Annotated in this window: 24 protein-coding genes; 16 read left to right on the top strand and 8 right to left on the bottom strand. The window is 64.0% G+C overall.

Annotated elements, in window-relative coordinates; all coding sequences use genetic code 11:
* Positions 1–6: 6 nt before the first annotated feature.
* The 4 genes from AC628_RS11150 to AC628_RS11135 form a co-directional block, all read right to left on the bottom strand.
* Entirely contained in the window at positions 7–1,491 is a 1,485-nt protein-coding gene (locus AC628_RS11150; RefSeq protein WP_143201549.1) for a type II and III secretion system protein family protein, read from the bottom strand.
* Positions 1,492–1,493: 2 nt separating this feature from the next.
* Positions 1,494–2,288 carry a Flp pilus assembly protein CpaB gene (cpaB, locus tag AC628_RS11145; RefSeq protein ID WP_074126883.1) on the bottom strand — a complete coding sequence of 265 codons (795 nt, stop codon included), beginning with the start codon at positions 2,286–2,288 and terminating at the stop codon, positions 1,494–1,496.
* A gap of 127 nt (positions 2,289–2,415) precedes the next feature.
* Positions 2,416–2,940: an A24 family peptidase gene (locus tag AC628_RS11140; protein WP_074126882.1), complete on the bottom strand. Its 525-nt coding sequence runs from the start codon at positions 2,938–2,940 to the stop codon at positions 2,416–2,418.
* Positions 2,941–3,111: 171 nt separating this feature from the next.
* Positions 3,112–3,276 (bottom strand): Flp family type IVb pilin, encoded by a 165-nt coding sequence (locus AC628_RS11135; protein ID WP_050422174.1) that lies wholly within the window; start codon positions 3,274–3,276, stop codon positions 3,112–3,114.
* 278 nt (positions 3,277–3,554) lie between these two features.
* Here AC628_RS11135 and AC628_RS11130 point away from each other — a divergent pair, with 278 nt between their 5' ends.
* The gene (locus tag AC628_RS11130) at positions 3,555–4,385 is read left to right on the top strand and encodes a sterol desaturase family protein (protein WP_074126881.1); all 831 of its coding nucleotides are present in this window, start codon (positions 3,555–3,557) and stop codon (positions 4,383–4,385) included.
* Positions 4,386–4,451: 66 nt separating this feature from the next.
* Positions 4,452–5,855 (top strand): hypothetical protein, encoded by a 1,404-nt coding sequence (locus AC628_RS11125; RefSeq protein ID WP_349510111.1) that lies wholly within the window; start codon positions 4,452–4,454, stop codon positions 5,853–5,855.
* 43 nt (positions 5,856–5,898) lie between these two features.
* On the opposite strand, the gene AC628_RS11120 is transcribed toward AC628_RS11125, so the two are convergent.
* Complete coding sequence (locus AC628_RS11120; protein WP_143201548.1) at positions 5,899–6,864, bottom strand: phosphatase PAP2 family protein; 966 nt, start codon at positions 6,862–6,864, stop codon at positions 5,899–5,901.
* Between the two features lie 405 nt (positions 6,865–7,269).
* Here AC628_RS11120 and AC628_RS11115 point away from each other — a divergent pair, with 405 nt between their 5' ends.
* The 3 genes from AC628_RS11115 (at position 7,270) to AC628_RS11105 (ending at position 9,126) form a co-directional block, all read left to right on the top strand.
* Positions 7,270–7,776: a pilus assembly protein N-terminal domain-containing protein gene (locus tag AC628_RS11115; RefSeq protein WP_083632777.1), complete on the top strand. Its 507-nt coding sequence runs from the start codon at positions 7,270–7,272 to the stop codon at positions 7,774–7,776.
* A gap of 163 nt (positions 7,777–7,939) precedes the next feature.
* Positions 7,940–8,488 (top strand): TadE/TadG family type IV pilus assembly protein, encoded by a 549-nt coding sequence (locus AC628_RS11110; RefSeq protein WP_074126878.1) that lies wholly within the window; start codon positions 7,940–7,942, stop codon positions 8,486–8,488.
* Positions 8,485–9,126, top strand: coding sequence for a TadE/TadG family type IV pilus assembly protein (locus tag AC628_RS11105; protein WP_210190188.1), 642 nt, complete (start codon positions 8,485–8,487; stop codon positions 9,124–9,126). The genes AC628_RS11110 and AC628_RS11105 overlap by 4 nt, the downstream gene beginning before the upstream one ends.
* A 185-nt stretch (positions 9,127–9,311) precedes the next feature.
* Here AC628_RS11105 and AC628_RS11100 read toward each other — a convergent pair whose 3' ends face one another.
* The 3 genes from AC628_RS11100 to AC628_RS11090 form a co-directional block, all read right to left on the bottom strand.
* Positions 9,312–9,524 carry a cold-shock protein gene (locus AC628_RS11100; protein ID WP_016842648.1) on the bottom strand — a complete coding sequence of 71 codons (213 nt, stop codon included), beginning with the start codon at positions 9,522–9,524 and terminating at the stop codon, positions 9,312–9,314.
* Positions 9,525–9,793: 269 nt separating this feature from the next.
* The gene (infA, locus tag AC628_RS11095; RefSeq protein WP_016842649.1) at positions 9,794–10,087 is read right to left on the bottom strand and encodes a translation initiation factor IF-1; all 294 of its coding nucleotides are present in this window, start codon (positions 10,085–10,087) and stop codon (positions 9,794–9,796) included.
* Positions 10,088–10,111: 24 nt separating this feature from the next.
* Positions 10,112–11,530, bottom strand: a complete 1,419-nt coding sequence (locus AC628_RS11090; protein WP_074126876.1) for a DEAD/DEAH box helicase — start codon at positions 11,528–11,530, stop codon at positions 10,112–10,114.
* Between the two features lie 532 nt (positions 11,531–12,062).
* Here AC628_RS11090 and urtA point away from each other — a divergent pair.
* The 11 genes from urtA (at position 12,063) to ureC (ending at position 22,320) form a co-directional block, all read left to right on the top strand.
* Positions 12,063–13,391, top strand: coding sequence for an urea ABC transporter substrate-binding protein (gene urtA, locus AC628_RS11085; protein ID WP_074126875.1), 1,329 nt, complete (start codon positions 12,063–12,065; stop codon positions 13,389–13,391).
* A gap of 114 nt (positions 13,392–13,505) precedes the next feature.
* The gene (gene urtB, locus AC628_RS11080) at positions 13,506–15,101 is read left to right on the top strand and encodes an urea ABC transporter permease subunit UrtB (RefSeq protein ID WP_143201551.1); all 1,596 of its coding nucleotides are present in this window, start codon (positions 13,506–13,508) and stop codon (positions 15,099–15,101) included.
* Positions 15,098–16,267: an urea ABC transporter permease subunit UrtC gene (gene urtC, locus AC628_RS11075; protein ID WP_074126873.1), complete on the top strand. Its 1,170-nt coding sequence runs from the start codon at positions 15,098–15,100 to the stop codon at positions 16,265–16,267. The genes urtB and urtC overlap by 4 nt, the downstream gene beginning before the upstream one ends.
* A gap of 4 nt (positions 16,268–16,271) precedes the next feature.
* Complete coding sequence (gene urtD, locus AC628_RS11070) at positions 16,272–17,033, top strand: urea ABC transporter ATP-binding protein UrtD (RefSeq protein ID WP_074126872.1); 762 nt, start codon at positions 16,272–16,274, stop codon at positions 17,031–17,033.
* 2 nt (positions 17,034–17,035) lie between these two features.
* The gene (gene urtE / locus AC628_RS11065) at positions 17,036–17,731 is read left to right on the top strand and encodes an urea ABC transporter ATP-binding subunit UrtE (RefSeq protein ID WP_074126871.1); all 696 of its coding nucleotides are present in this window, start codon (positions 17,036–17,038) and stop codon (positions 17,729–17,731) included.
* 50 nt (positions 17,732–17,781) lie between these two features.
* Positions 17,782–18,618: an urease accessory protein UreD gene (locus tag AC628_RS11060; protein WP_074126870.1), complete on the top strand. Its 837-nt coding sequence runs from the start codon at positions 17,782–17,784 to the stop codon at positions 18,616–18,618.
* Positions 18,619–18,645: 27 nt separating this feature from the next.
* Positions 18,646–18,948 (top strand): urease subunit gamma, encoded by a 303-nt coding sequence (locus tag AC628_RS11055; protein ID WP_074126869.1) that lies wholly within the window; start codon positions 18,646–18,648, stop codon positions 18,946–18,948.
* Between the two features lie 9 nt (positions 18,949–18,957).
* On the top strand, positions 18,958–19,263 hold the full coding sequence (locus tag AC628_RS11050) for an urease subunit beta (protein WP_028334688.1): 306 nt from the start codon (positions 18,958–18,960) through the stop codon (positions 19,261–19,263).
* A 163-nt stretch (positions 19,264–19,426) separates the two neighbouring features.
* Positions 19,427–19,912 carry an endonuclease domain-containing protein gene (locus tag AC628_RS11045; RefSeq protein ID WP_074126868.1) on the top strand — a complete coding sequence of 162 codons (486 nt, stop codon included), beginning with the start codon at positions 19,427–19,429 and terminating at the stop codon, positions 19,910–19,912.
* A gap of 136 nt (positions 19,913–20,048) precedes the next feature.
* Complete coding sequence (locus AC628_RS11040) at positions 20,049–20,603, top strand: HD domain-containing protein (protein ID WP_074126867.1); 555 nt, start codon at positions 20,049–20,051, stop codon at positions 20,601–20,603.
* Between the two features lies 1 nt (position 20,604).
* Entirely contained in the window at positions 20,605–22,320 is a 1,716-nt protein-coding gene (ureC, locus tag AC628_RS11035; protein WP_074126866.1) for an urease subunit alpha, read from the top strand.
* The last annotated feature ends 75 nt before the right edge of the window (positions 22,321–22,395 follow it).

Here is a 22,395-nt window from a genome sequence, read left to right as displayed (position 1 = left end):
TCCGCCTCAGTCGGTAATGAAGCCGTAGGTGCCGCGGTAATTCCGCGCCGGCTCGGTGCGGCCAGGTACGCCGTAGATGCGATTGAGGCTGCCCAGCAGGTCGGCCTGCGGATCGGATGCGTTGGCGAAGCCGTCATCCGGACGCGACAGGTCCTTCTGGGCGACCGCGCGGACGACATAGGGCGTCACCAGGACCATCAGTTCGGTCTGGTTGTTGACGAAGTCGCGGCTGCGGAACAGCGTGCCGAGCACCGGCAGCGACGCCAGCCCGGGGAGGCCGTTGATCGCCTGCTTGGTCTGGTCCTGGATCAGGCCGGCCATGGCCATCGAGCCGCCCGAGGGAATCTCCAGCGTGGTCTCGGCGCGGCGGGTCTTGATCGAGGGGATCGTCGTTCCACCCGCGCCGCCCGTCAGTGCGTTCTCGGTCGAGACTTCCGACACTTCGGTCATGACGCGCAGGCTGATCCGTCCTTCGGTCAGCACCACCGGCGTGAAGTTGAGCGAAATGCCGAATTTCTTGAAGCTGACGGTCTGGACGCAATTCCCGATCGTGCCGGTCGACGAAGTCTGACAGGTCACGCCGGTCGGAATTGGAAACTCGCCGCCCGAGATGAAGGTCGCCGATTCGCCCGATATCGCGGTCAGGTTCGGTTCAGCGAGCGTCCGCACCACGCCGGCGCTCTCCATGGCGCGGAGCGTCGCCGTCACGGATGATCCGAACTGCGTCGTGAGATTGTTGCCCGACACCAGCGGGCCGCTGTTCGCGGTGAACGGGTTGCTGTTGGCGAATTTCACCACGGTCGTGCCGTAGTTGAGGTTCGCGGTGAGGTCGATGCCGAGCTGCTTGATCAGGCTGCGCGAGACTTCGGCAACCGTGACTTTCAGCATCACCTGGTCGCGGCCGCGTACCGCGATGGAGTTCACGACCTTGTCGGGGCCGCCGACCAGCCGGGTGGCGATCTCGCCGGCCTGCTGCGCATCGATCGGGCTCGCCGCGCTGCCGGTCAGCATCACGCCGTCGCCGACGCCCTCGATCTGGATATCGGAATTCGGCAGCGCCGCGCGCAGCGCCTGACGTACGCCGTTGAGGTCGCGCTTGACGGCGATGTCATAGGCCGCGATCTGCTGTCCGGCGGCATCGAAGAATACGATGTTGGTCTGGCCGACCGTCGCGCCGATGATGTAGGCGCGCTGCGCCGAGCGGACCACGGCATTGGCGATCTTGGGATCGGCCACCAGCACGTCCTTGATGTCCCTGGGCAGGTCGATCACGATCGATTTGCCGACGCCGAGCGAGAGGAAACGGGCGTTCATCTGGCCGCCGTCCGCCGATGCGGCAGGAGCAGGCGCGGCGCGGTAATCGCTCGCCACCACCGGCGTCAGCGCCGGGTTCAGCGAGAGCGCCGTGACGGCCGAGAACGACAATGCGCGGACCATGAAGGCCCGCATCGTCCGTTGAGTTGCCCCGCCCTTCATCACGTGTGTCCTCATGGTCACTTCTGCATCGTTGCCTGGTTGGCAACGCCGAAGCGGATGACGTTGATCGTCTCACCGCGCCTCGAGTGGTTGTCGTCGGTCTTGGTTTCGGGCGCGTTGTTGTCGGCGATGCTGCGGAGCGCCAGCGACAGGACGCCGCTCTGGCGCGCGCGCGCCAGCGTTTCGGTCTGTTCGGGCTTCAGCTCCAGCGTCACCGTCTTGCCGATCAGTGCGTTGGTGCCGTCCTTCTCCTTTGGCGCCTGGTCGATCGCAAGCACGCGGATATTGGTCAGGATCACCTCGGAATTGACGATGTCGGCGCCGTTGCGGTCCGGATTCTTGTCGCGCTTCGACAGCAGGACGTCGACCCGGTCATTCGGCAGGATGAAGCCGCCGGCGCCGGTCTCGGGCGAGATTTCGGTCGATACCGCCCGCATGCCGGTCGGCAGGATCGCGGCCATGAAGCCGCTTCCGTCGGCCTTGACGAGCTTCTGCTCGCGAATCGGCTCGCCCTGGATGAACGGCGCGCGCGCGATCGAACCGGTGACGTCCTTGATCGCTTCGGCGTTGCTGTCCCTGCGCATGAAGCTGGCGCTGGCGGTTGCCGCCGGCCAGGTCTGCCACTGCAAATCTTCAGGCTTCACGGCCTGGCCGAGGCCGATGTCGGTTTTCGCGACCAGGATGTCGACGGTGGGCAGCTGAGCGACCGGCGGAGGCGGCGCCGGCTTGTCGTCGCTTCCGCTTGCCAAATAGAGCGCCGCTAGGCCGGCGCAGCCTGCAATTGCCAGGACCAGAATGCGGGCCTTATCCATTACGCTTCACTTTCCACATGACGCCGCGACGCTGCCGCCGCCGTGATGGGAGTTGACCAGCTATTCGTCAAAGCATGGTTAATGAGGCGTATCTAAATCGCCTTAACGGGCGGTTACCGCTGCTTTCTCAGCGCAAGGCGAAGTGCGCGAGATCGATCGTCTTGATCCAGTCCGTCTCCGGATAGATCAGCAGTGCGCCGAGGGCGAGCGCGATGCCGTAGGGGATGCCGGTCTGCTTGTCGTGCAGGCGGCTGAGCCAGGCCTGGGACGCGAGCGGGTAGGGCAGGGGCCATTGCCGGAGCTGCAGCAGCAGCACGGTCAGCGCGCCGCCGAACAGCGAGGCAAAGACCAGATAGGGGAGCAGATGCTCGAATCCGAACCACAGGCCGGCCGCAGCCGCGACCTTGGCGTCTCCGCCGCCAACCCAGCCCATCGCGAACATGCCGAATGCCACCACCAGAACCAGCGCGCCCGCGCCGGCATGGCTGAGGATGTCGTGCACGCCCATCCCGGTCAGCGGCGCGAGGACGAAGAAGCCGGCCACCAGCGCCAGCGAGATCCGGTTCGGGATCGTCATGGTCAACAGATCGCTCGCCGCCGCAAAGGCCATCAGGGCCGGAAACAGCATCAAGCGTGCGATGTCGAGGATCATGGATTCATGCCGTCAAGCTGGTGCTGCGGTCGAGACCCGACGCTAGCGGCCAATGGTGAACAATCGGGAAAGGACTGCCGGCGCCTCGACGGAGGCCGCCGGGCAGCCCCCGACAAATAGCAAAGGTCCCGGGTTTGCCGGGACCTTTGATGCGAGTCCGTCGGAACCGGCTTACTTCAGCGAACCGGCGATCGTGCTGAAGGTGCCCGAGAGCTTGGTGCCGACGCCGTTGACAGCAGCGATGATCGCGATGGCGATACCGGTGGCGATCAGGCCGTATTCGATGGCGGTCGCGCCCGACTCATCCTTCACGAAGCGCGAAACGAGGTTCTTCATAAGTAACTCCTGTGTACACGTGGCTGGTCGAACTAGGTTTGGTCTCGCCGGCGTTCTCAGCACCGTGACCATTGCGGCACCCTACGGTTCGACAATTTCGGTGCAGTTAATTTGATCGCACAAACACAGCGGGAACCCGCACTTGTTGCGCACAGTAAATTTGGGATTAAGCGGTCCGCTCAAATTGCGGATTGTTGCTGAGGATCGCTGCGCGCACCTGTTCACGGCTCCTTAAGTGCACATCTGTACCCATGGGGCTTCCGTCAAATGAGGCCGTCATGCCCAGCCTTCCCTTTGAAATCATCGAGATGATCGGCCAGACGATGATGAAGGTGGTGCCGATCACGATCGCACTGGCGCTGTTCTTCACGGTGCTCACCCATTTCTGGGCCTGCAATCCCGGCAAGCCGTGGTGGCAGAAGCGCGAGCTGGTCACCGACATCTGTTACTGGTTCTTCGTGCCGGTGTTCGCCCGCGTGCTGCGCATCGGGCTCCTGGTGGTGGGCGCGGCCGTGGTGTTCAACGTTCACGGCGCCGACGATCTGATCGCGTTCTACGAAAACGGGCACGGCCCGCTGGCGCAGCTTCCGCTCTGGCTGCAGTCCATCATCTTCCTCGTCGGCTCCGATTTCATGCTGTACTGGCTGCATCGAATGTTCCACCGCGGCGACTTCTGGAAGTACCACGCCATTCATCACTCCTCCGAGGATCTTGAATGGATCTCGGCGGCACGCTTCCATCCGGTCAATCTTTTGATCGGCACGATCACCGTCGACGTGATCCTGCTGATGGCCGGCATCTCGCCGAACATCATGCTGTGGGTCGGGCCGTTCACCACGTTCCACTCGGCGTTCGTGCACGCCAACCTGAACTGGACGCTTGGCCCGTTCAAATATGTGATCGCGACGCCGGTGTTTCACCGCTGGCATCACACCGGGCTCGAGGACGGCGGCGACACCAATTTCGCAGGCACCTTCCCGCTCTGGGATCTTCTGTTCGGAACGTTCCGCATGCCCGAAGCCAAGCTTCCGGAGGATTACGGCGTCGATGCCGAGCAGGGCGTGCCGACCGAGATCGGCGGACAGCTGGCCTATCCGTTCCGGCAGTGACGCCGGTGGCCGCCGGGTGCCATCATGAGCGTTGAGACGGCGACTTTCTCGCGGGCGAGAGCCTCCGTGTTTGCCGAGGTCCCGGCCTGGTTCTGGATGGCGTGCGGCGTTTATGCGCTGCTGCTGTTCGTCGGCGACCGGCTGCTCGCCGATTCCGATACCTACTGGCAGATTGCCGTCGGCCGCTGGATTCTCGACCATCGCACGCTGCCGTCGGTCGACATCTATTCGTTCACCAAGGCCGGTGCGCCGTGGGTGTCGTCGTCCTGGCTGGCGCAGGTTCTGTTCGCGAAGGCCTATGACCTCGCCGGGTGGACTGGCCCGGCGGCGCTGACCGCGGCCTGTGCCGCCGCCAGCTTCGCGCTGCTGACCGCGATCCTCAGCCGCGCGCTGCCGGCGATCTATGCGGGCCTGATCGCCCTTGCGGCGCTGGTCCTGACCTGCGGGCACCTGCTGGCCCGTCCGCATGTGCTGGTGATGCCCATCATGCTGGTCTGGGCGAACGGCCTGATGACCGCCAGCGAACGCCGCGAGGCGCCCCCGTTCTGGCTGCTGCCGCTGATCGCGCTGTGGGCCAATCTGCATGGCGGCTTTCTGTTCGGCCTGGTGCTGGTCGGTGCATTTGGCCTCGATGCGCTGTGGAATGCCCTGCCGGCTCAAAGGTGGGCGCTGGCGCTGCGCTGGGGCGCCTTCGGCATCGGCGCGCTGGCGGCGTGCTGCGTGACCCCCTATGGATGGGGCTCGATCCTCGCCTCGCTGAAGATTCTCGGCCTCGGTGAATTGCTGCATCTCATCCAGGAATGGAGGCCGGCGACGTTCAGCGAGATCGACCCGTTCGCGCTGTCCATCCTCGGCTTGCTCGGCGCTGCGCTCTATTACGGGGCGAGGTTGCCGTTGCCGCGAATCCTCCTGGTGCTGGGCTTGCTGCACATGGCCCTGTCCCACATCAGAAATCTCGAGCTGTTCGCGCTGCTGCTGCCGCTCGCTGTGCTCACGCCGGTCGCAACCCAGTTCCGGCTGCGTGCCTCTTGCACCGTCCGCCCGAGGGCCGTTCCGGCCACAATCCTCCTCGCCGGACTTTGCGCGTGGACCTCAGTCGCTGCGGCGCGTCAGGTCATATCGCCGCCGCCGATCTATTCGCCGGCTGCCGCGGTTGACGCGATGAAGGCGCGCAACGTCAAGCGGGTGCTCAACGATCTGCAGTTCGGCGGATATCTGATCTGGCGTCAGGTGCCGGTGTTCATCGACGGGCGCGCCGAGCTCTACGGCGAAACGTTCGGGATGGGCTTGGCTCGCGCGCTTCAGCTCAAGGACGTCAACGGTTTCCTCAGCCTGCTCGAGACCAATGATATCGATGCGGTGATGCTCGCTCCGGACACGCCGGCTTCCAGATTGCTGGATCATATCGGAGGATGGCAGCGCCTCTATGCCGACGATCGCGTGGTCGTTCACGTCCGCGCCGCCAGTTGAAGCCGTTGCAGTCATACGACGTGGATCGTTGCGCTGCGGCGGATTAAGTCCTGCTGACGGACGGCCTCGCAGAGCGGCGAGCGATGAGGATGGCGGCAATGGTCAGGCCGCCACCGGCCAGAACGTCGGCGAGGTGATGACCTCCCACTGGCATTGTCGCGACGATCATCGTTGCGTTCACGATGAACACGGGAACGACAAGCCAGCGCGTGTCGCGCGCAGCATAGATCGTCATGACGCCGAGCATGGTATGAAATGAGGGAAAGCTGACGATGCCGTCGACCCTTGCCATGTCGACGACCGACAGCGATCCGTCGCGCAACATCGCGAAGGTCCGCCCCCACATGTCGCCGAGCGCCGCAAAGTGCTGGTAGCTGTGCGGGGCGGCGTGGAAATAGGCGAACGCGCCCGCGGCGAGGATCAGCCACATGCCGATGCACAGCGCGACCGCGCTCAGACTGAGGACCGCGATGAACTCCGCGAGCCTGTCGCCACGCCGTTGCAGGATCAGCCACCCAAGGACCACTTGCGACAGCAGGCCGGTGCTCTGGTAGGCCGTCGTCAGCAGCGTCGCGACGAACGAATGCGAGTTTGTCGCGGCCAGGAAGGTTGGCCAGTCGAACCCCAGCAGATGATCGACGCCCGCCAGAACGTCGTCTCTGAGCGGCAGCTTCGATGCTGCGATCAGGTAGCTGAGCGTGCTGCCCGCGGTCAGCAGCGCGCTGATCGGCAGCAGCGCGCGCCAGAACAACTCGGTCATGAACAGGCCCCGCCGCAACAGGACGGCCGGACGTCGCTGGTCGGCGCCGAGCCGATTGGAGGCAATGGCGATGAATGCGGCCGCGATCGCGCAATATGCCATGCCTTGCAGGATCGTGATCCAGTTCGACGATGCGAACGAAAGCCCTGAATTTGGCAGCCAGACCACGTCGGCAAGGGTGCATGCGACGATGCAGGACCACGCGATCGCCATGTGGCGCTGCGCGGCGTCGCCGAAGTCGCTGAACATCAACCAGCGCGCCAAAGCGTCACGAATCCGAGCAGGGTCGACAATCAGGCCGCGGGCGCCGGAACCGGCGGCGCGCTTTTCGATTCGTGATATCGACGACACGTGGTGCGCCCTGTGGTTGTGGCTGGCGCAGTCTCTGCTTGGAGACTCTTAAGATTGGGATAACCCCGGAAGGTGCGATTCGATCACGCGCCGCCGCTGCTACAGGACGACGGCATCGACGGCCGGGCATTCCCGGGCGAGGTCGCGGACATCAGGCTTGCCGGCTCGGGAAGTCGCGACATCCGCGCAATTCGGCGGTCGATTTTTGCTCTTCTTAAATGAATTGCCGTCAGATTTGCCTGCGTCGGGCGCCGGTCCGCTGCGTATCGCCTTTGCCGGCTTGTGAACGTCCCGGGGTAGAGTATGTCGTTTCAGTCCCAACGCATTCGCGCCGTCGCGCGCATTGGATTCATCTCGCTGGCCGCAGCCATGCTGCTGGGGCCCGCGCTCGCAACGGCTGCGCCGGATCCGGATCGGATTGCGGTCAATGTCGATCAGGCCAAGCTCGTCAAGCTGCCCGGCGGCATCGCCACGATCGTGGTCGGCAATCCCTTGATCGCCGACGTCACCCTGCAGAACGGCGGGGTCGTCGTCGTGACCGGCAAGGGCTATGGCGCGACCAATTTCATCGCACTCGACCGCACCGGACAGGTGCTGGTGGATCGCCAGATCCAGGTCGAAGGTCCGACCGACCAGCTTGTCACCGTCTACCGCGGCATCGATCGCGAGACCTATAGCTGCATGCCGGTCTGTCAGCGCCGCATCACCCTCGGCGATGGCGACACCTATTTCAGGGCGACCATGGAACAGGCCGGTACGCTCAACAATCAGGCCACCGGCTCGGGCGGAGCCGCGAAGCCGCAGAACTGACGCGTGTCCGCGTCACACGCCGGAGCCTTGGCCGATCGCAGGCCGTTCACCCGGGATGGTCAATGAAGATCTAACGGATCGGGTCGCTCTGTCTCGATCCGGCGAAATACTTCGACAATGACTCTTGGGTAGTTGTTGCCGCCATGTTGATCCGGGGTCGTTGATGCCGTTGACCGCTTTCGCCCGCCTCCTCCGTCGCTTTCGCCGAGACCGCCGCGGTGTAACCGTGGTGGAATTCGCGATGATCGCGCCGCTGTTCTTCGGATTGCTGTTTGCGATCATCGAAGTGGCGATGATCTTCTTCGCCAGCCAGGTGCTCGAGACGGTGACGCAGGATTCGTCTCGCTTCATCATGACCGGCCAAGCTCAGGGCTTGAGCTATACCCAGGCGCAGTTCAAGGCCTACGTCTGTAACAAGATCACTACACTGTTCGACTGCAACAACGGCATCTACGTCGATGTCCGCAGCTATCCGTCTTCGACGGGCTTCAGCAGCGTCAACATCACGCCGATCACCGATCCCACCCAGGTGAAGTGGTGTCCCGGCAAGGACGGCGACGTCGTGGTGGTCCGGCTGTTTTATCAATGGCAGCTGTTTGTCACCCAGCTCGGCTTCAACGCTTCGAACCTGCCTAATGGCAAACGGCTCCTGATCGCGACTGCGACGTTCAAGAACGAGCCGTCCGGAACCGCCGGGACCACGTGCTCATGAACAAGGTCGTGAAAAACCTGCCCGCGGCCTTGCTGCGCTCCGTTGCTGCGCTCGCGCTCGACCGCCGTGGCCTTGCCGCCGTCGAGTTCGCCTTCGTCGTGCCGCTGATGCTGGTGATGTTCTTCGGCACAGTCGAGTTCTCATCCGGCGTTGCGGTCGACCGCAAGGTCACGTTGATGGCGCGCGCGGCGTCAGACCTGACCTCGCAGGCGACGCAGGTGGTGGATGCAGACCTGCAGAACTTCTTCAGCGCCAGCGTCGGCATCATGACGCCCTACGATGCGTCGCCGACCAAGGTCACGCTGTCGGAAATCTACGTCGACAATTCGAACATCGCGCACATCCAGTGGAGCAAGGCCGGGACGATCGCCTCGGGCGCGACGCAGGCCACGGTGACGGCCTCGAGCCGCAGTCAGGGTGACATCGTGACAAGCGTCGTTCCGCCGGCGCTGCTGGTTGCGGATACCTATCTGATCTTCAGCGAGGTGAGCTACAAATACGTTCCGGCGATCGGCTACGTGATGGCCAAGAGCGGCATCAATCTCAGCGACGTCGCCTATACAAGGCCGCGGCAGTCGCGTTGCGTGTTCTACGCTCCGACGTTAGCAACCATGCCGACGATCTGCTCGACATATTGAGGCGCCGACGTTCTCCGCGTTGACGCTTTGCGTTTGTCGCAGAGAAGACCGGCTCGCACTTCCGGATCATGCTTGAGGTCACGGCGACAGAACAACGATGCAGACAAAAAGGGCCGCACCCGAAGGTGCGGCCCTTGATGCTTTAACGACAATTTCCTGGAGCTTCGCGCTCCCGGGAAATCGGCTTATCCAGCGGCGCGCAGATTGTCGGCCGAGGATTTGCCGGAACGGCGGTCAGCCACGATCTCGTAGGAGATCTTCTGGCCTTCACGCAGAGTGCCAAGGCCGGCGCGCTCGACTGCACTGATGTGCACGAACACGTCGTTCCCGCCTTCATCCGGCTGGATGAAGCCGTAGCCCTTGGTCGCGTTAAACCACTTCACGGTTCCCATGCTCACGTGGGTAGTCCCTTCTCAGATATACAAGTTCAAGACCCGCTGATTGGCGGGGTGGTGAGATCGAATTTTTGGAAGGGTCGTCAGCGTCTGAACCGGCTGTACCGGTATTGGCTAATGTCGTCCGGCCGAAAATCGATGGGCAGGATATTATTCGATAGAAGGCTTCAAAACAATCCTGACGTGCGCGCTTTTTTTGGCCGGCGCAGCCGCCGGCCAATTGTTGCGCAGGACATCAGGACGTCATGCGCGCAACGGTTGCAATCCGCCTGTTATCGGCGACGGAACTGGCCGCCGCGCTGCGCTCCGCCCCGTGGCGGGCCGCCGGGCGCGCCGCTCGGACGCTCGTCCTTGTGCCGGAAAATCAGGCGGCCTTTTTCCAGATCGTAGGGCGACATTTCGATCGTGACGCGGTCGCCGGCCAGCGTCTTGATGCGGTTTTTCTTCATCTTACCGGCGGTGTAGGCGACGATCTCGTGCCCGGCGTCGAGTTGGACCCGGTAACGAGCGTCGGGGAGGATTTCGGTCACCAGTCCTTCGAACTGGATCAGCTCTTCCTTAGCCATATGGTTCTCCAGATCGAGCGACGGCTAGTGCTTCGGTCGGTTGTTGCGGTTGTGTTGCGGATTCGGCCGGCTCTCGCGATGCAAGAAGGCGACGCCCTGGATGCCTTCGCTGTTGCCGGCCTGCGACGGACGCGGCGACTCGCCCCGGTTCGTCTGCGGCGCGCCATTATTACCACCCCGACGGCGGCGGCGGCGAGGGCCTTTTGCGCCCGGAGCGGCCTCATTCCCACGGACATTGTGTGCGCGCGGCGCAGAGCGGCCGCCCCGATGCGGGTGGGTGGCCTGCGCCGGCGCTGTGGCCTCGCGGCTACCCTGTGTGCGGCGGTCTTCCCGCGGCACGGTAATTCGGATCAGACGCTCGATATCGCGCAAATAGCCCATCTCTTCGGCGCCGGCGATCAGCGAGATCGCGACCCCGTCGGCGCCGGCACGCGCGGTGCGGCCGATGCGGTGGACATAGGTTTCCGGGATGTTGGGCAGGTCAAAGTTCACGACATGGCTGACGCCGTCGACGTCGATGCCGCGGGCAGCGATATCGGTCGCCACCAGGGTGCGGATCTCGCCGGAACGGAACGCCGCCAGCGTTCGCTCGCGGTGGTTCTGCGACTTGTTGCCGTGGATCGCATTGGCCTCGATGCCGGCCTTGGCAAGGCTCTTCACGACCTTGTCGGCACCGTGCTTGGTGCGGGTAAACACCAGGGCACGATTGACCGGCTCCTGCTTCAGGAGCTGGGCCAGAACCGCCGGCTTGGCCGCGAAATCGACCTGGATCGCACGCTGGGCGATGCGATCCACCGTCGAGGCCACCGGCGTCACCGCCACGCGGGCCGGGTCGCGCAGCATCGCCTCGGCGAGCTCGGCGATGTCCTTGGGCATGGTGGCCGAGAAGAACAGCGTCTGCCGCCGGATCGGCAGCTTGGCGACGATTTTGCGGATGTCGTTGATGAAGCCCATGTCGAGCATGCGGTCGGCTTCATCGAGCACCAGGAATTCGACCTGGCTGAGCTTCAGCCCGTTGCTCTGCACGAGATCGAGCAGGCGGCCGGGGGTGGCGACCAGCACCTCGACGCCCTGCATCAGGGAGCGGACCTGGCGGCCCATCGGCACGCCGCCGATGGCGAGCGTCGAGGACAGCCGGATGTGGCGGCCATAGGTGTTGAAGCTGTCGAGGATCTGCCCGGACAGCTCACGGGTGGGCGAGAGCACCAGTACGCGGCAGCTCTTGGGCTGCGGGCGGACGCGGTTCTCCAGCAGCCGGTGCAGGATCGGCAGCGCAAAGGACGCGGTCTTGCCGGTTCCGGTCTGGGCGATGCCGACGACGTCACGGCCGGCAAGTGCGAGCGGGATGGTCTGGGCCTGGATGGGGGTCGGCGTGAGATAATTTTCTTCTCGAAGCGCGCGGGCGATGGGATCGGCGAGGCCGAAATCCTGAAAGGAGGTCAAAAGGTGGTTCTTTCCATAAAAGCCATCGTCGTCCCGGCCAATATCGGCCGGAATCGCATGTGGCGTTCGGGACACCCGCGTGTCTGGGGCGTCAAGCTGGGTTAGCTGAAAGGCGAGCCAGAAGCCGCTTGGGACGGCATAGGAACACGCAGCTCGCGAAGGCACCGCGACTCTCGCGGGCATGGCGACCATATGGACCAGGAACTGGGCGGTTTCAAGATGATATCGCCGGGATTGGTGCGCGAAGTTCGCCGAACCATCGCGCAAACTGTCACAAATCGGTGCCGGAAATTTAGCCAATAAGGCAATTTTGCCTATAAAATAACCTGATTGCTCTTTCGGCAGTCAAATCAGCGGCTCAATGTTTGAGCAGTCATTCCCCGTATTTGTCCGGAACTCGTGAAATTATCCAGTTGGTTCATCGACTTACGGTGCCCACGCACCGTGGCACAGTTCTTGCGATTCCCTTAACCGCAGGCGGCCAAGCGGCCGTTCGCAAGCGTTCACGCCTGCGTCAGGGAGACGACATTTCATGCTTACTCAGCTTACTCACGGAATAGCGACGATGACCCGCCGCCGCGCACTCGCGGCGACGGCCGGCCTGGTTTTGGGCCTGGCTGCGTCCTCGCCCCTCGCGCCCGCGCAAGCGGCCGACGACACCATCAAGGTTGGCATTCTGCACTCGCTGTCGGGCACCATGGCCATCAGCGAAACCACGCTGAAGGACACGATCCTTTTCCTGATCGACGAGCAGAACAAGAAGGGCGGCGTGCTTGGCAAGAAGCTCGAGCCCGTCGTGGTCGACCCCGCATCGAACTGGCCGCTGTTCGCCGAAAAGGCCCGCGAGCTGATCACCAAGGACAAGGTTGCGGTCGTGTTCGGCTGCTGGACCTCGGTGTCGCGCAAGTCCGTGCTGCCGGTGTTCAAGGAGCTGAACAACATCCTGTTCTATCCGGTGCAGTATGAGGGCGAGGAGTCCGAGCGCAACGTGTTCTACACCGGCGCGGCGCCGAACCAGCAGGCGATCCCCGCCGTCGACTATCTGATGAAGGAAGAGAAGGTGAAGCGTTGGGTGCTGGCCGGCACCGACTACGTCTATCCGCGCACCACCAACAAGATCCTGGAAGCCTATCTGAAGTCGAAGGGCGTCGCCCAGGACGACATCATGATCAACTACACGCCGTTCGGTCACTCCGACTGGCAGACCATCGTGGCCGACATCAAGAAGTTCGGCTCGGCCGGCAAGAAGACCGCGGTGGTCTCCACCATCAACGGCGACGCCAACGTTCCGTTCTACAAGGAGCTCGGCAACCAGGGCATCAAGGCGACCGATATCCCTGTTGTCGCGTTCTCGGTCGGCGAAGAAGAACTCGCCGGCATCGACACCAAGCCGCTGCTCGGCCATCTCGCCGCCTGGAACTACTTCGAGTCGATCAAGACCCCGGCGAACGAGAAGTTCATCAAGGAGTGGCAGGCCTACACCAAGAACCCGAAGCGCGTGACCAACGATCCGATGGAAGCGCACTACATCGGCTTCAACATGTGGGTGAAGGCGGTCGAGAAGGTGAAGTCGACTGATCCGGACAAGGTGATCGACGCTCTCCCGGGCATCGAGGCGCCGAACCTGACCGGCGGCACCTCGAAGATGCTGCCGAACCACCACATCACCAAGCCGGTGTTCATCGGCGAGATCAAGGGCAATGGCCAGTTCGATGTGGTCTGGAAGACCCCGGGCCTGGTGGCCGGCGATGCCTGGTCGAAGGAGCTCGAAGGCTCCAAGGACCTGATCGGCGATTGGGTCGGCAAGAAGTGCGGCAATTACAACACCAAGACCAACAAGTGCGGCGGCCAGGGCTCGTAATCGGGCGCTGCTGACCTAACGACACAACAAAACCTTCCAACACCGGAGAAGGCGGCATCGATCGCCGCCTTCTCCTCCCACTCCTGCCGGGGTACTGACGTGTTTGCCAATTGTATTGATCGCTTTCGTGCGCTTTGTCTTTCGATCCTGCTGCTGAGCTGCCTTGCTGTGCCGGCGCTGGCTGGCCCGTTCGAGGATTCGGTCGCCAAATTCGCCAATGACGAGTTCTCCGACACCGAGGCTGCGATCGGCGAGGTCGCCGCATCGGGCAATGCGCTGGCGTCGCCCATCATCAGCGCGCTGCAGGACGGCCGGCTGTCGGCCGATCCCGACAGCAAGAAGGTCTTCATCACCCAGGCCGACGGCAAGATCGTCGACGCCACCACCGGCGCTGCCGTCGACAAATTGCCCGACAACGCCGCGGCCGTCCGGCTCAACAACCGCCTGCGCCGCACCGTGGAGGCAGCGCTCGGCGGCTTGACGCTGCTGTCGCCGGATCCGGCCAAGCGGCTCGCCGCGGCGCAATCGGTGTTCAAGAGCCACGAAGAGAATTTGCTGCCGACGGTGGAGGGCGCGCTCGCCAAGGAGAGCGTCAAGTCGATCAAGCAGGCCTTCGCCGAGGCGCGCGCCGCTATCGTCCTGTTCAAGTCGGACGCATCCGACAGCGACAAGCTCGACGCCGTCGCCGTGGTCAAGGCGCGCGGCGACCAGGAGGCGCTGGCGCTGCTCACCGGGCTTGGCGACCAGCAGCCGCTGGTCGCCAAGGCGGCCGCGAGCGCGGTGTCCTCGATCCAGAGCAATCTTGCGATGTGGTCGATGGTGCAGAATGCCTGGTACGGCCTGTCGCTCGGCTCGGTGCTGCTGCTCGCCGCGATCGGCTTGGCCATCACCTTCGGCGTCATGGGCGTCATCAACATGGCGCATGGCGAGATGGTGATGCTCGGGGCCTACACCACTTTCGTGGTGCAGGAGGTGATCCGCACCCGCTATCCCGCGCTGTTCGATTATTCGCTGCTGATCGCCGTGCCGCTCGCCTTCCTGGTCGCAGGCTTCATCGGCGTCCTGATCGAGCGCACCATCATCCGCTTCCTGTACGGCCGCCCGCTGGAGACGCTGCTCGCGACCTGGGGCCTGTCGCTGGTGCTGCAGCAGGCCGTGCGCACCGCATTCGGCCCGACCAACCGCGAGGTCGGCAACCCCTCCTGGATGAGCGGCGCGTTCGAGCTCGGCCAGATCACCATTACCTATAACCGGCTCTGGATCCTTTGCTTCACGCTCGCGGTGTTCGCGATCCTGCTCGCGATGCTGCGCTACACCGCGCTCGGCCTCGAGATGCGGGCGGTGACGCAGAACCGCCGCATGGCGGCCTCGATGGGCATCGCCACCTCGCGCGTCGATGCGCTGACCTTCGGCCTCGGCTCGGGGATCGCCGGCATTGCCGGCGTGGCATTGTCGCAGATCGACAATGTCAGCCCGAATCTCGGCCAGAGCTACATCATCGACAGTTTCATGGTCGTGGTGTTCGGCGGCGTCGGCAATCTCTGGGGTACGCTGGTCGGCGCCTTCACGCTCGGCATCGCCAACAAGTTCCTCGAGCCGGTGGCAGGTGCGGTGCTCGGCAAGATCGCGATCCTGGTCTTGATCATCCTGTTCATCCAGAAACGGCCGCGCGGTCTGTTCGCGCTCAAGGGCCGAGCGGTGGAAGCATGACGCCGCACATCCTCACCCGTTCGCTCGACCGCGCCGCGACCGCGTTCGTGCTGATTGTCGCCGCGGTCGGCGTGCTGATCCCGCTGTCGAACCTGCTGCTGCCGCAGGGCTCGATGTTCCAGGTGCCGACCTATCTGGTGGCGCTGTGGGGCAAATATGTCTGCTACGCCATCCTCGCGCTCTCGATCGACCTGATCTGGGGCTATTGCGGCATCCTCTCGCTCGGTCATGGCGCGTTCTTCGCGCTCGGCGGCTATGCCATGGGCATGTATTTGATGCGGCAGATCGGCAGCCGCGGCGTCTACGGCAATCCGATCCTGCCCGACTTCATGGTGTTCCTGAACTGGGACAAGCTGCCCTGGTACTGGTACGGCTTCGACAAGTTCGCCTTCGCGGCGCTGATGGTGCTCTTGGTGCCGGGCCTGCTCGCCTTCTGCTTCGGCTGGCTCGCCTTCCGCTCGCGGGTCACCGGCGTCTATTTGTCGATCATCACGCAGGCGATGACCTATGCGCTGCTGCTCGGCTTCTTCCGCAATGATTTCGGCTTCGGCGGCAATAACGGCCTGACCGACTTCAAGGATATCCTCGGCTTCAATGTGCAGGCCGAGGGCACGCGCTGCGTGCTGTTCCTGCTGAGCTGCCTTGCGCTCGTGATCGCCTTTCTGATTTGCCGCGCGGTGGTGACCTCGAAGCTCGGCAAGGTGCTGATCGCGGTGCGCGACGCCGAAAGCCGCACGCGCTTCCTCGGCTATCGTGTCGAATCCTACAAGCTGTTCGTGTTCACGCTGTCGGCCTGCATGGCCGGCGTCGCTGGCGCGCTTTACGTGCCGCAGGTCGGCATCATCAATCCGAGCGAGTTCGCGCCGGGCAATTCGATCGAGGCGGTGATCTGGGTCGCGGTCGGCGGCCGCGGCACCCTGGTCGGTGCCGCGCTCGGCGCCGTCGTCGTCAACTACGCCAAGACGTTCTTCACCTCGGGGCCGCTCGCGCCGTACTGGCTGTTCATGCTGGGCGCGCTGTTCATCCTGGTCACGCTGCTGCTGCCGAAGGGCATCGTCGGCACCTTCAACAGCTGGTGGGAGACGTCAAAGGGAAAGAACGGCTCTCCCGACGCTGAGAGCGCCGCGCGCGAAGACGGCGTCGGCGCACCGAACCTGGCGGAGTAGGCAGATGAACGTCATGGATACCCGCGCCACTTCGGCCATGCTCTATCTCGACGGCGTGCACGTCTCGTTCGACGGGTTTCACGCCATCAACAATTTGTCGCTGACGCTCGCGCCGGGCGAGATGCGCGCCATCATCGGCCCGAACGGCGCCGGCAAGACCACGATGATGGACATCATCACCGGCAAGACCAAGCCGGATGAGGGCACCGTACTGTTCGACGGCACCGTCGACCTGACCCGGCTCGACGAGACCCGCATCGCCGAGCTCGGCATCGGCCGCAAATTCCAGAAGCCGACGGTGTTTGAGAGCCAGAGCGTGCAGGACAACCTCCTGCTCGCGCTCAATGTCGACCATTCCGTGCGCGGCACGTTGTTCTGGCGCGGCAGCAAGGCCGAGTCCGAACGCATCGACAAGGTGCTCGAGACCATCCGCCTGACCGACGCGCGCAACAGCCTCGCCGGCAGCCTGTCGCACGGCCAGAAGCAATGGCTGGAGATCGGCATGCTGCTGGCGCAGGATCCGAAGGTTCTGCTGGTCGATGAGCCGGTCGCCGGCATGACCGATGTCGAGACGCATCTGACGGCGGAGCTGCTGAAGGAGATCAACCGCAACCACACCATCATGGTGGTCGAGCACGACATGACTTTCGTGCGCGAACTTGGCGTCAAGGTGACCTGCCTGCACGAGGGCTCGGTGCTCGCCGAAGGTTCGATCGACCAGGTGTCGTCGAACGAGCGGGTGGTCGAAGTGTATCTGGGGCGCTAGCGATGCTGAAGGTCGACAACATCAACCTGTACTACGGCGCGGCGCAGGCGCTGCGCGGCGTCTCGCTGACCGCCGAGCCGGGCAAGGTCACCTGCGTGCTCGGCCGCAACGGCGTCGGCAAGACCTCGCTGCTGCGCGCCATGGTCGGCCAGTATCCGATTGCATCCGGCTCGATCAATTTCGACGGCAAGGATATCACCGCGCTGAAGCCGTATGAGCGGGCGCGGCGCGGCATCGGCTTCGTGCCGCAGGGCCGCGAGATATTTCCGCTGCTGACGGTGGAAGAAAACCTCAAGACCGGCTTCGGGCCGCTGAAGCGCGAAGACCGCAACATCCCCAATGATGTCTTTTCGCTCTTCCCGGTGCTGGAGACGATGCTCGGCCGCCGCGGTGGCGACCTCTCCGGCGGCCAACAACAGCAGCTCGCGATCGGCCGCGCGCTGGTGATGCGGCCAAAGCTCCTGCTGCTCGACGAGCCGACCGAGGGCATCCAGCCCTCGATCATCAAGGATATCGGCCGCGCCATCTCCTATCTGCGCAACCTCGGCAACATCGCGATCGTGCTGGTCGAACAATATCTCGACTTTGCCTGCGAACTCGGCGACAGTTTTGCCGTGATGGACCGGGGCGCGGTGAAATATGCCTGCGACCGCGCAAGCCTCGATCCCGCCGAGATCAGCCGCCAGATGGCGCTGTGAACAGGATGTGACGCCGCCCTTGCGGCGTGCGTTAAGGGAGCGTCGGGGGAATGCGGAGCGGGATCGCAGGCGCAGCAGCGGCGACGTTTGCGGCAAACCGCGCCCAGGGCGCGGTGCGGTTCGGCGTTCATCTGAAAGACGGCGTCAGCCGCCGCGGCGATCTCCATGAATCCGGCTCGCTGCGTGTCCGCTTCCCATCGCCCGAGGACGACGGCCTGTCGGCGATGTTCGTCAACACCGCCGGCGGCATAGCCGGTGGGGACCGCTTCGAGATTGCGATCACGGCCGGCGAGGGCGCCCGCCTGACGCTGACCACGGCGGCGGCGGAGAAGGTTTACCGCGCGCCGGGCGCGGCAGCCCGGCTCGACATCGCGCTCAAGATCGCGAACGGTGCGCATCTCTCCTGGCTGCCGCAGGAGACCATCCTGTTCGATCGTGCGCGCATCGTCAGGAGCTTCGACATCGACCTCGCCGATAGCGCCTCGCTTTTGCTCTGCGAGATCGTGGTGTTCGGCCGCGCCGCGATGGGCGAGACCATGCGCCATGGCGAGTTCGTCGACCGTTGGCGGATGCGGCGTGGCGGCAGGCTGGTGTTCGCCGAGACCATCCGCCTCGACGGCGAGATCGGCGAGAAGCTGGCAAGGCGCGCGATCGCAGGCGGCGGCTGCGCGATCGGTACCGCGCTGATCGTGCCGGGCGACGAGGCGCTGATCGCGCGCATCCGCGAGGCGTCGGAGGGCTTCGGCGGCGAAGTCGGCATCTCGGCCTGGAATGGCTTTGCAATGGCGCGCTTCTGCGCCCAAGATGCGGCCCGGCTGCGCGCCGACATGATGGCGGTGCTCGGCCGCGCCTCCATCGTCCCGCTGCCGCGGCTGTGGCTCAACTAATCCTTTCAGAACGATCAGAGTGCTCGCATGAATTTGTCTCCCCGTGAAAAGGACAAGCTGCTGATTTCGATGGCGGCCATGGTCGCGCGCCGCCGGCTCGAGCGCGGCGTCAAGCTGAACCATCCGGAAGCCGTGGCGCTGATCACCGATTTCATCGTCGAGGGCGCGCGCGACGGCCGCACCGTGGCCGAACTGATGCAGGCCGGCGCCAAGGTCCTGACCCGAGACCAGGTGATGGTTGGTATCCCGGAGATGATCCATGACATCCAGGTCGAGGCGACATTCCCCGACGGCACCAAGCTCGTCACCGTGCACGAGCCGATCCGATAGGAGCGCGACATGATCCCCGGCGAACTCTTCATCAAGGACGGCGAGATCGAGCTCAATGCCGGCCGCAAGACCGTGACGCTGTCGGTCGCTAACACCGGCGATCGCCCGATCCAGGTCGGCTCGCACTACCATTTCTTCGAAACCAACCCGGCGCTGAAATTCGACCGCAAGAAAGCCCGCGGCATGCGCCTCGACATCGCCGCCGGCACCGCCGTCCGCTTCGAGCCCGGCCAGACCCGCGACGTCCAACTGGTCGCGCTCGCCGGCAAGCGCGTGATCTATGGCTTCCGCGCCGAGGTGAAGGGGAAGTTGTGACCTTGCGTGATGCGATGAGAACGCTGGCGATGATCCACAGTGAGGTGAACACTGCGGCCGGGCTCCCTCCCCCACGCAACCGGGGTGTACCCCGGTTGCGCATCGTAAATTTGCGCAAGTCGGGCGAGCCCGACTTGCGGCGGGGGAGGGTGGGGAGAGGGGTATGCCGCACACTCAAGTGAGCGACATCCAGCGCGATCGCGCCAAGCAGCTCCGCCGCACGATGACGCGCGCGGAGACATTGCTGTGGCGTTACCTGAAGGCTGATCGGCTGGCTGGTCTCAACTTCCGCCGTCAGGCACCGATTGGCAATTACATCGCCGATTTTGTCGCGCACGCCTGCAAGCTCGTCGTCGAGATTGACGGAGAGAGCCACGATTTCGAGGAGCGGATCCGTTATGACCAGCGGCGGGATACGTGGCTGAAGTCGCGCGGTTATCTCGTCCTTCGATTCACCAACGACGATGTGACCAAAAATCTTGAAGGAGTCGTTCTGAGTATCGCGGAAGCGGCGGAGCAAGCGGTACCCCTCTCCCTAACCCTCCCCCGCAAGGGGGAGGGAACCCGTCCGCCGGCGACTCCCTTACATCCGACAGTGATGGCGAGGTGCAGTCGTGACGCAAGCAGGAGCCGTTGCGATACCAGGTGAGGTGAGCACGCTCCTCAGGCTCCCTCCCCCCTTGCGGGGGAGGGTGGGGGAGAGGGGTAAGCCCCGGGCGCTGATCGAAGTCGTTTTCCGATCCCGAGCCAATTGCGGTTGTGGTCAAGAAGGGGGCTCTTAGCCGATGCTTCCCGCGATCCGCATGGTCTCCGAAGCTGCCGAGCTTGCTGCGCGCCGTCACAACGGGATGGCGCGGAAGGGGCGGGGCAGTGAGCCCTACATCAACCATCTCGCGGAGGTCGCAAACCTGCTGGCGCAGGTGACCGATGGCGCGGATGCCGAGCTGGTGGCGGCCGGGTGGCTTCACGATACAATCGAGGACACCGAAACCACGCGCGAGGAGCTCGCCGAGAAGTTCAGCGCGCGGGTTGCCGATCTCGTTGTCGAATGCACCGACGACATGAGTCTGCCGAAGGCCGAACGACGCCAAAAGCAGATCGAGCACGCTCCGCACAAATCGCCGGGCGCAAAGCTGATCAAGGCCGCCGACAAGGTCAGCAATATCGGCGCGCGGATCGTGCCGCATCCGAGCAAGGACGAGTGCGACGATCTCGCCGACTATGCGGCCTGGGCCGAGAAGGTCGTTGCCGGTTGCCGGGGCATCAATCCGCGGCTCGACCGCATTTTCGATGACACCATTGCGCGCGCCAGGGCCGCGCTGGCTGAAACTGGGGGCTGATATGTCCGTGAAGATCAAGCGTTCCGTCTACGCCGACATGTTCGGCCCGACCACCGGCGACAGGGTGCGGCTCGCCGACACCGATCTGATCATCGAGGTCGAGAAGGATCTCACCACCTATGGCGAGGAGGTGAAGTTCGGCGGCGGCAAGGTGATTCGCGACGGCATGGGGCAGTCGCAGGTGACCAACGCGCAGGGCGCGGCCGATACTGTCATCACCAACGCGCTGATCGTCGATCACTGGGGCATCGTGAAGGCCGACGTCGCGATCAAGGAGGGCATGATCGCGGCGATCGGCAAGGCCGGCAATCCGGACATCCAGCCCAACGTCACCATCATCATCGGGCCCGGCACCGACGTGATCGCAGGCGAGGGCAAGATCCTCACCGCGGGCGGTTTCGACAGCCACATCCATTTCATCTGCCCGCAGCAGATCGAGCACGCGCTGATGAGTGGCGTCACCTCGATGTTAGGGGGCGGCACCGGCCCGTCGCACGGCACCTTCGCCACCACCTGCACGCCGGGCCCATGGCACATGGGGCGGATGATCCAGTCGTTCGACGCCTTCCCGGTCAATCTCGGCATTTCCGGCAAGGGCAACGCCTCGCGTCCGGCGGCGCTGGTCGAGATGATCAAGGCCGGCGCCTGCGCGCTGAAGCTGCACGAGGACTGGGGCACCACGCCGTCGGCGATCGACACCTGCCTGTCGGTCGCCGACGATTACGACGTCCAGGTGATGCTGCATTCGGACACGCTGAACGAATCCGGCTTCGTCGAGGACACGGTGAAGGCGTTCAAGGGCCGCACCATCCATGCCTTCCACACCGAAGGCGCCGGCGGCGGCCATGCGCCTGACATCATCAAGATCGCCGGCCTGAAGAACGTGCTGCCATCGTCGACCAATCCGACAAGGCCGTTCACCCGCAACACCATCGACGAGCATTTGGACATGCTGATGGTGTGCCATCACCTCGATCCGTCGATCGCCGAAGACCTCGCCTTCGCCGAAAGCCGAATCCGCAAGGAGACCATCGCCGCCGAGGACATCCTGCACGATCTCGGCGCGCTCTCGATGATGTCGTCGGACTCGCAGGCCATGGGCCGGCTCGGCGAAGTCATCATCCGCACCTGGCAGACCGCCGACAAGATGAAGAAGCAGCGCGGTTCCCTGCCGCAGGACAAGGGCAACGACAACGACAACTTCCGCGTCAAGCGCTACATCGCCAAATACACCATCAATCCCGCGATCGCGCATGGCGTGTCGAAGCTGATCGGCTCGGTCGAGAAGGGCAAGCTCGCCGACCTCGTGCTGTGGTCGCCGGCATTCTTCGGCGTCAAGCCGGACTGCATCATCAAGGGCGGCTCGATCGTGGCGGCGCCGATGGGCGATCCCAATGCCTCGATCCCGACGCCGCAGCCGGTGCATTACCAGCCGATGTTCGCCGCTTTCGGCAAGTCGCTCACCGCGTCCTCGGTGGTGTTCACCTCGAAGGCCGCGGTCACCGGCGGCCTCGCCCGCAAGCTCGGGATCAGCAAAAAGCTCTACGCGGTGCAGAACACCCGCGGAAAGATCTCCAAGAAGAGCATGATCCATAATGATGCCACGCCCGCGATCGAGGTCGATCCGGAGACCTATGAGGTGCGCGCAGACGGCGAGCTTCTGACCTGCGCGCCGGCCGAGGTGCTGCCCATGGCACAGCGCTATTTTATGTTCTAAAACCGCTCCCGGTAGCCAGAGCGTTTTCGAACGAAGCCGATTTCCGGCTTGCGGAAAGAAAACGCGCCCACAACA

Source organism: Bradyrhizobium sp. NAS96.2, assembly GCF_001908235.1.
In the GTDB taxonomy this organism is placed as follows: domain Bacteria; phylum Pseudomonadota; class Alphaproteobacteria; order Rhizobiales; family Xanthobacteraceae; genus Bradyrhizobium.
This window is presented reverse-complemented; position numbering and strand designations above follow the sequence as displayed.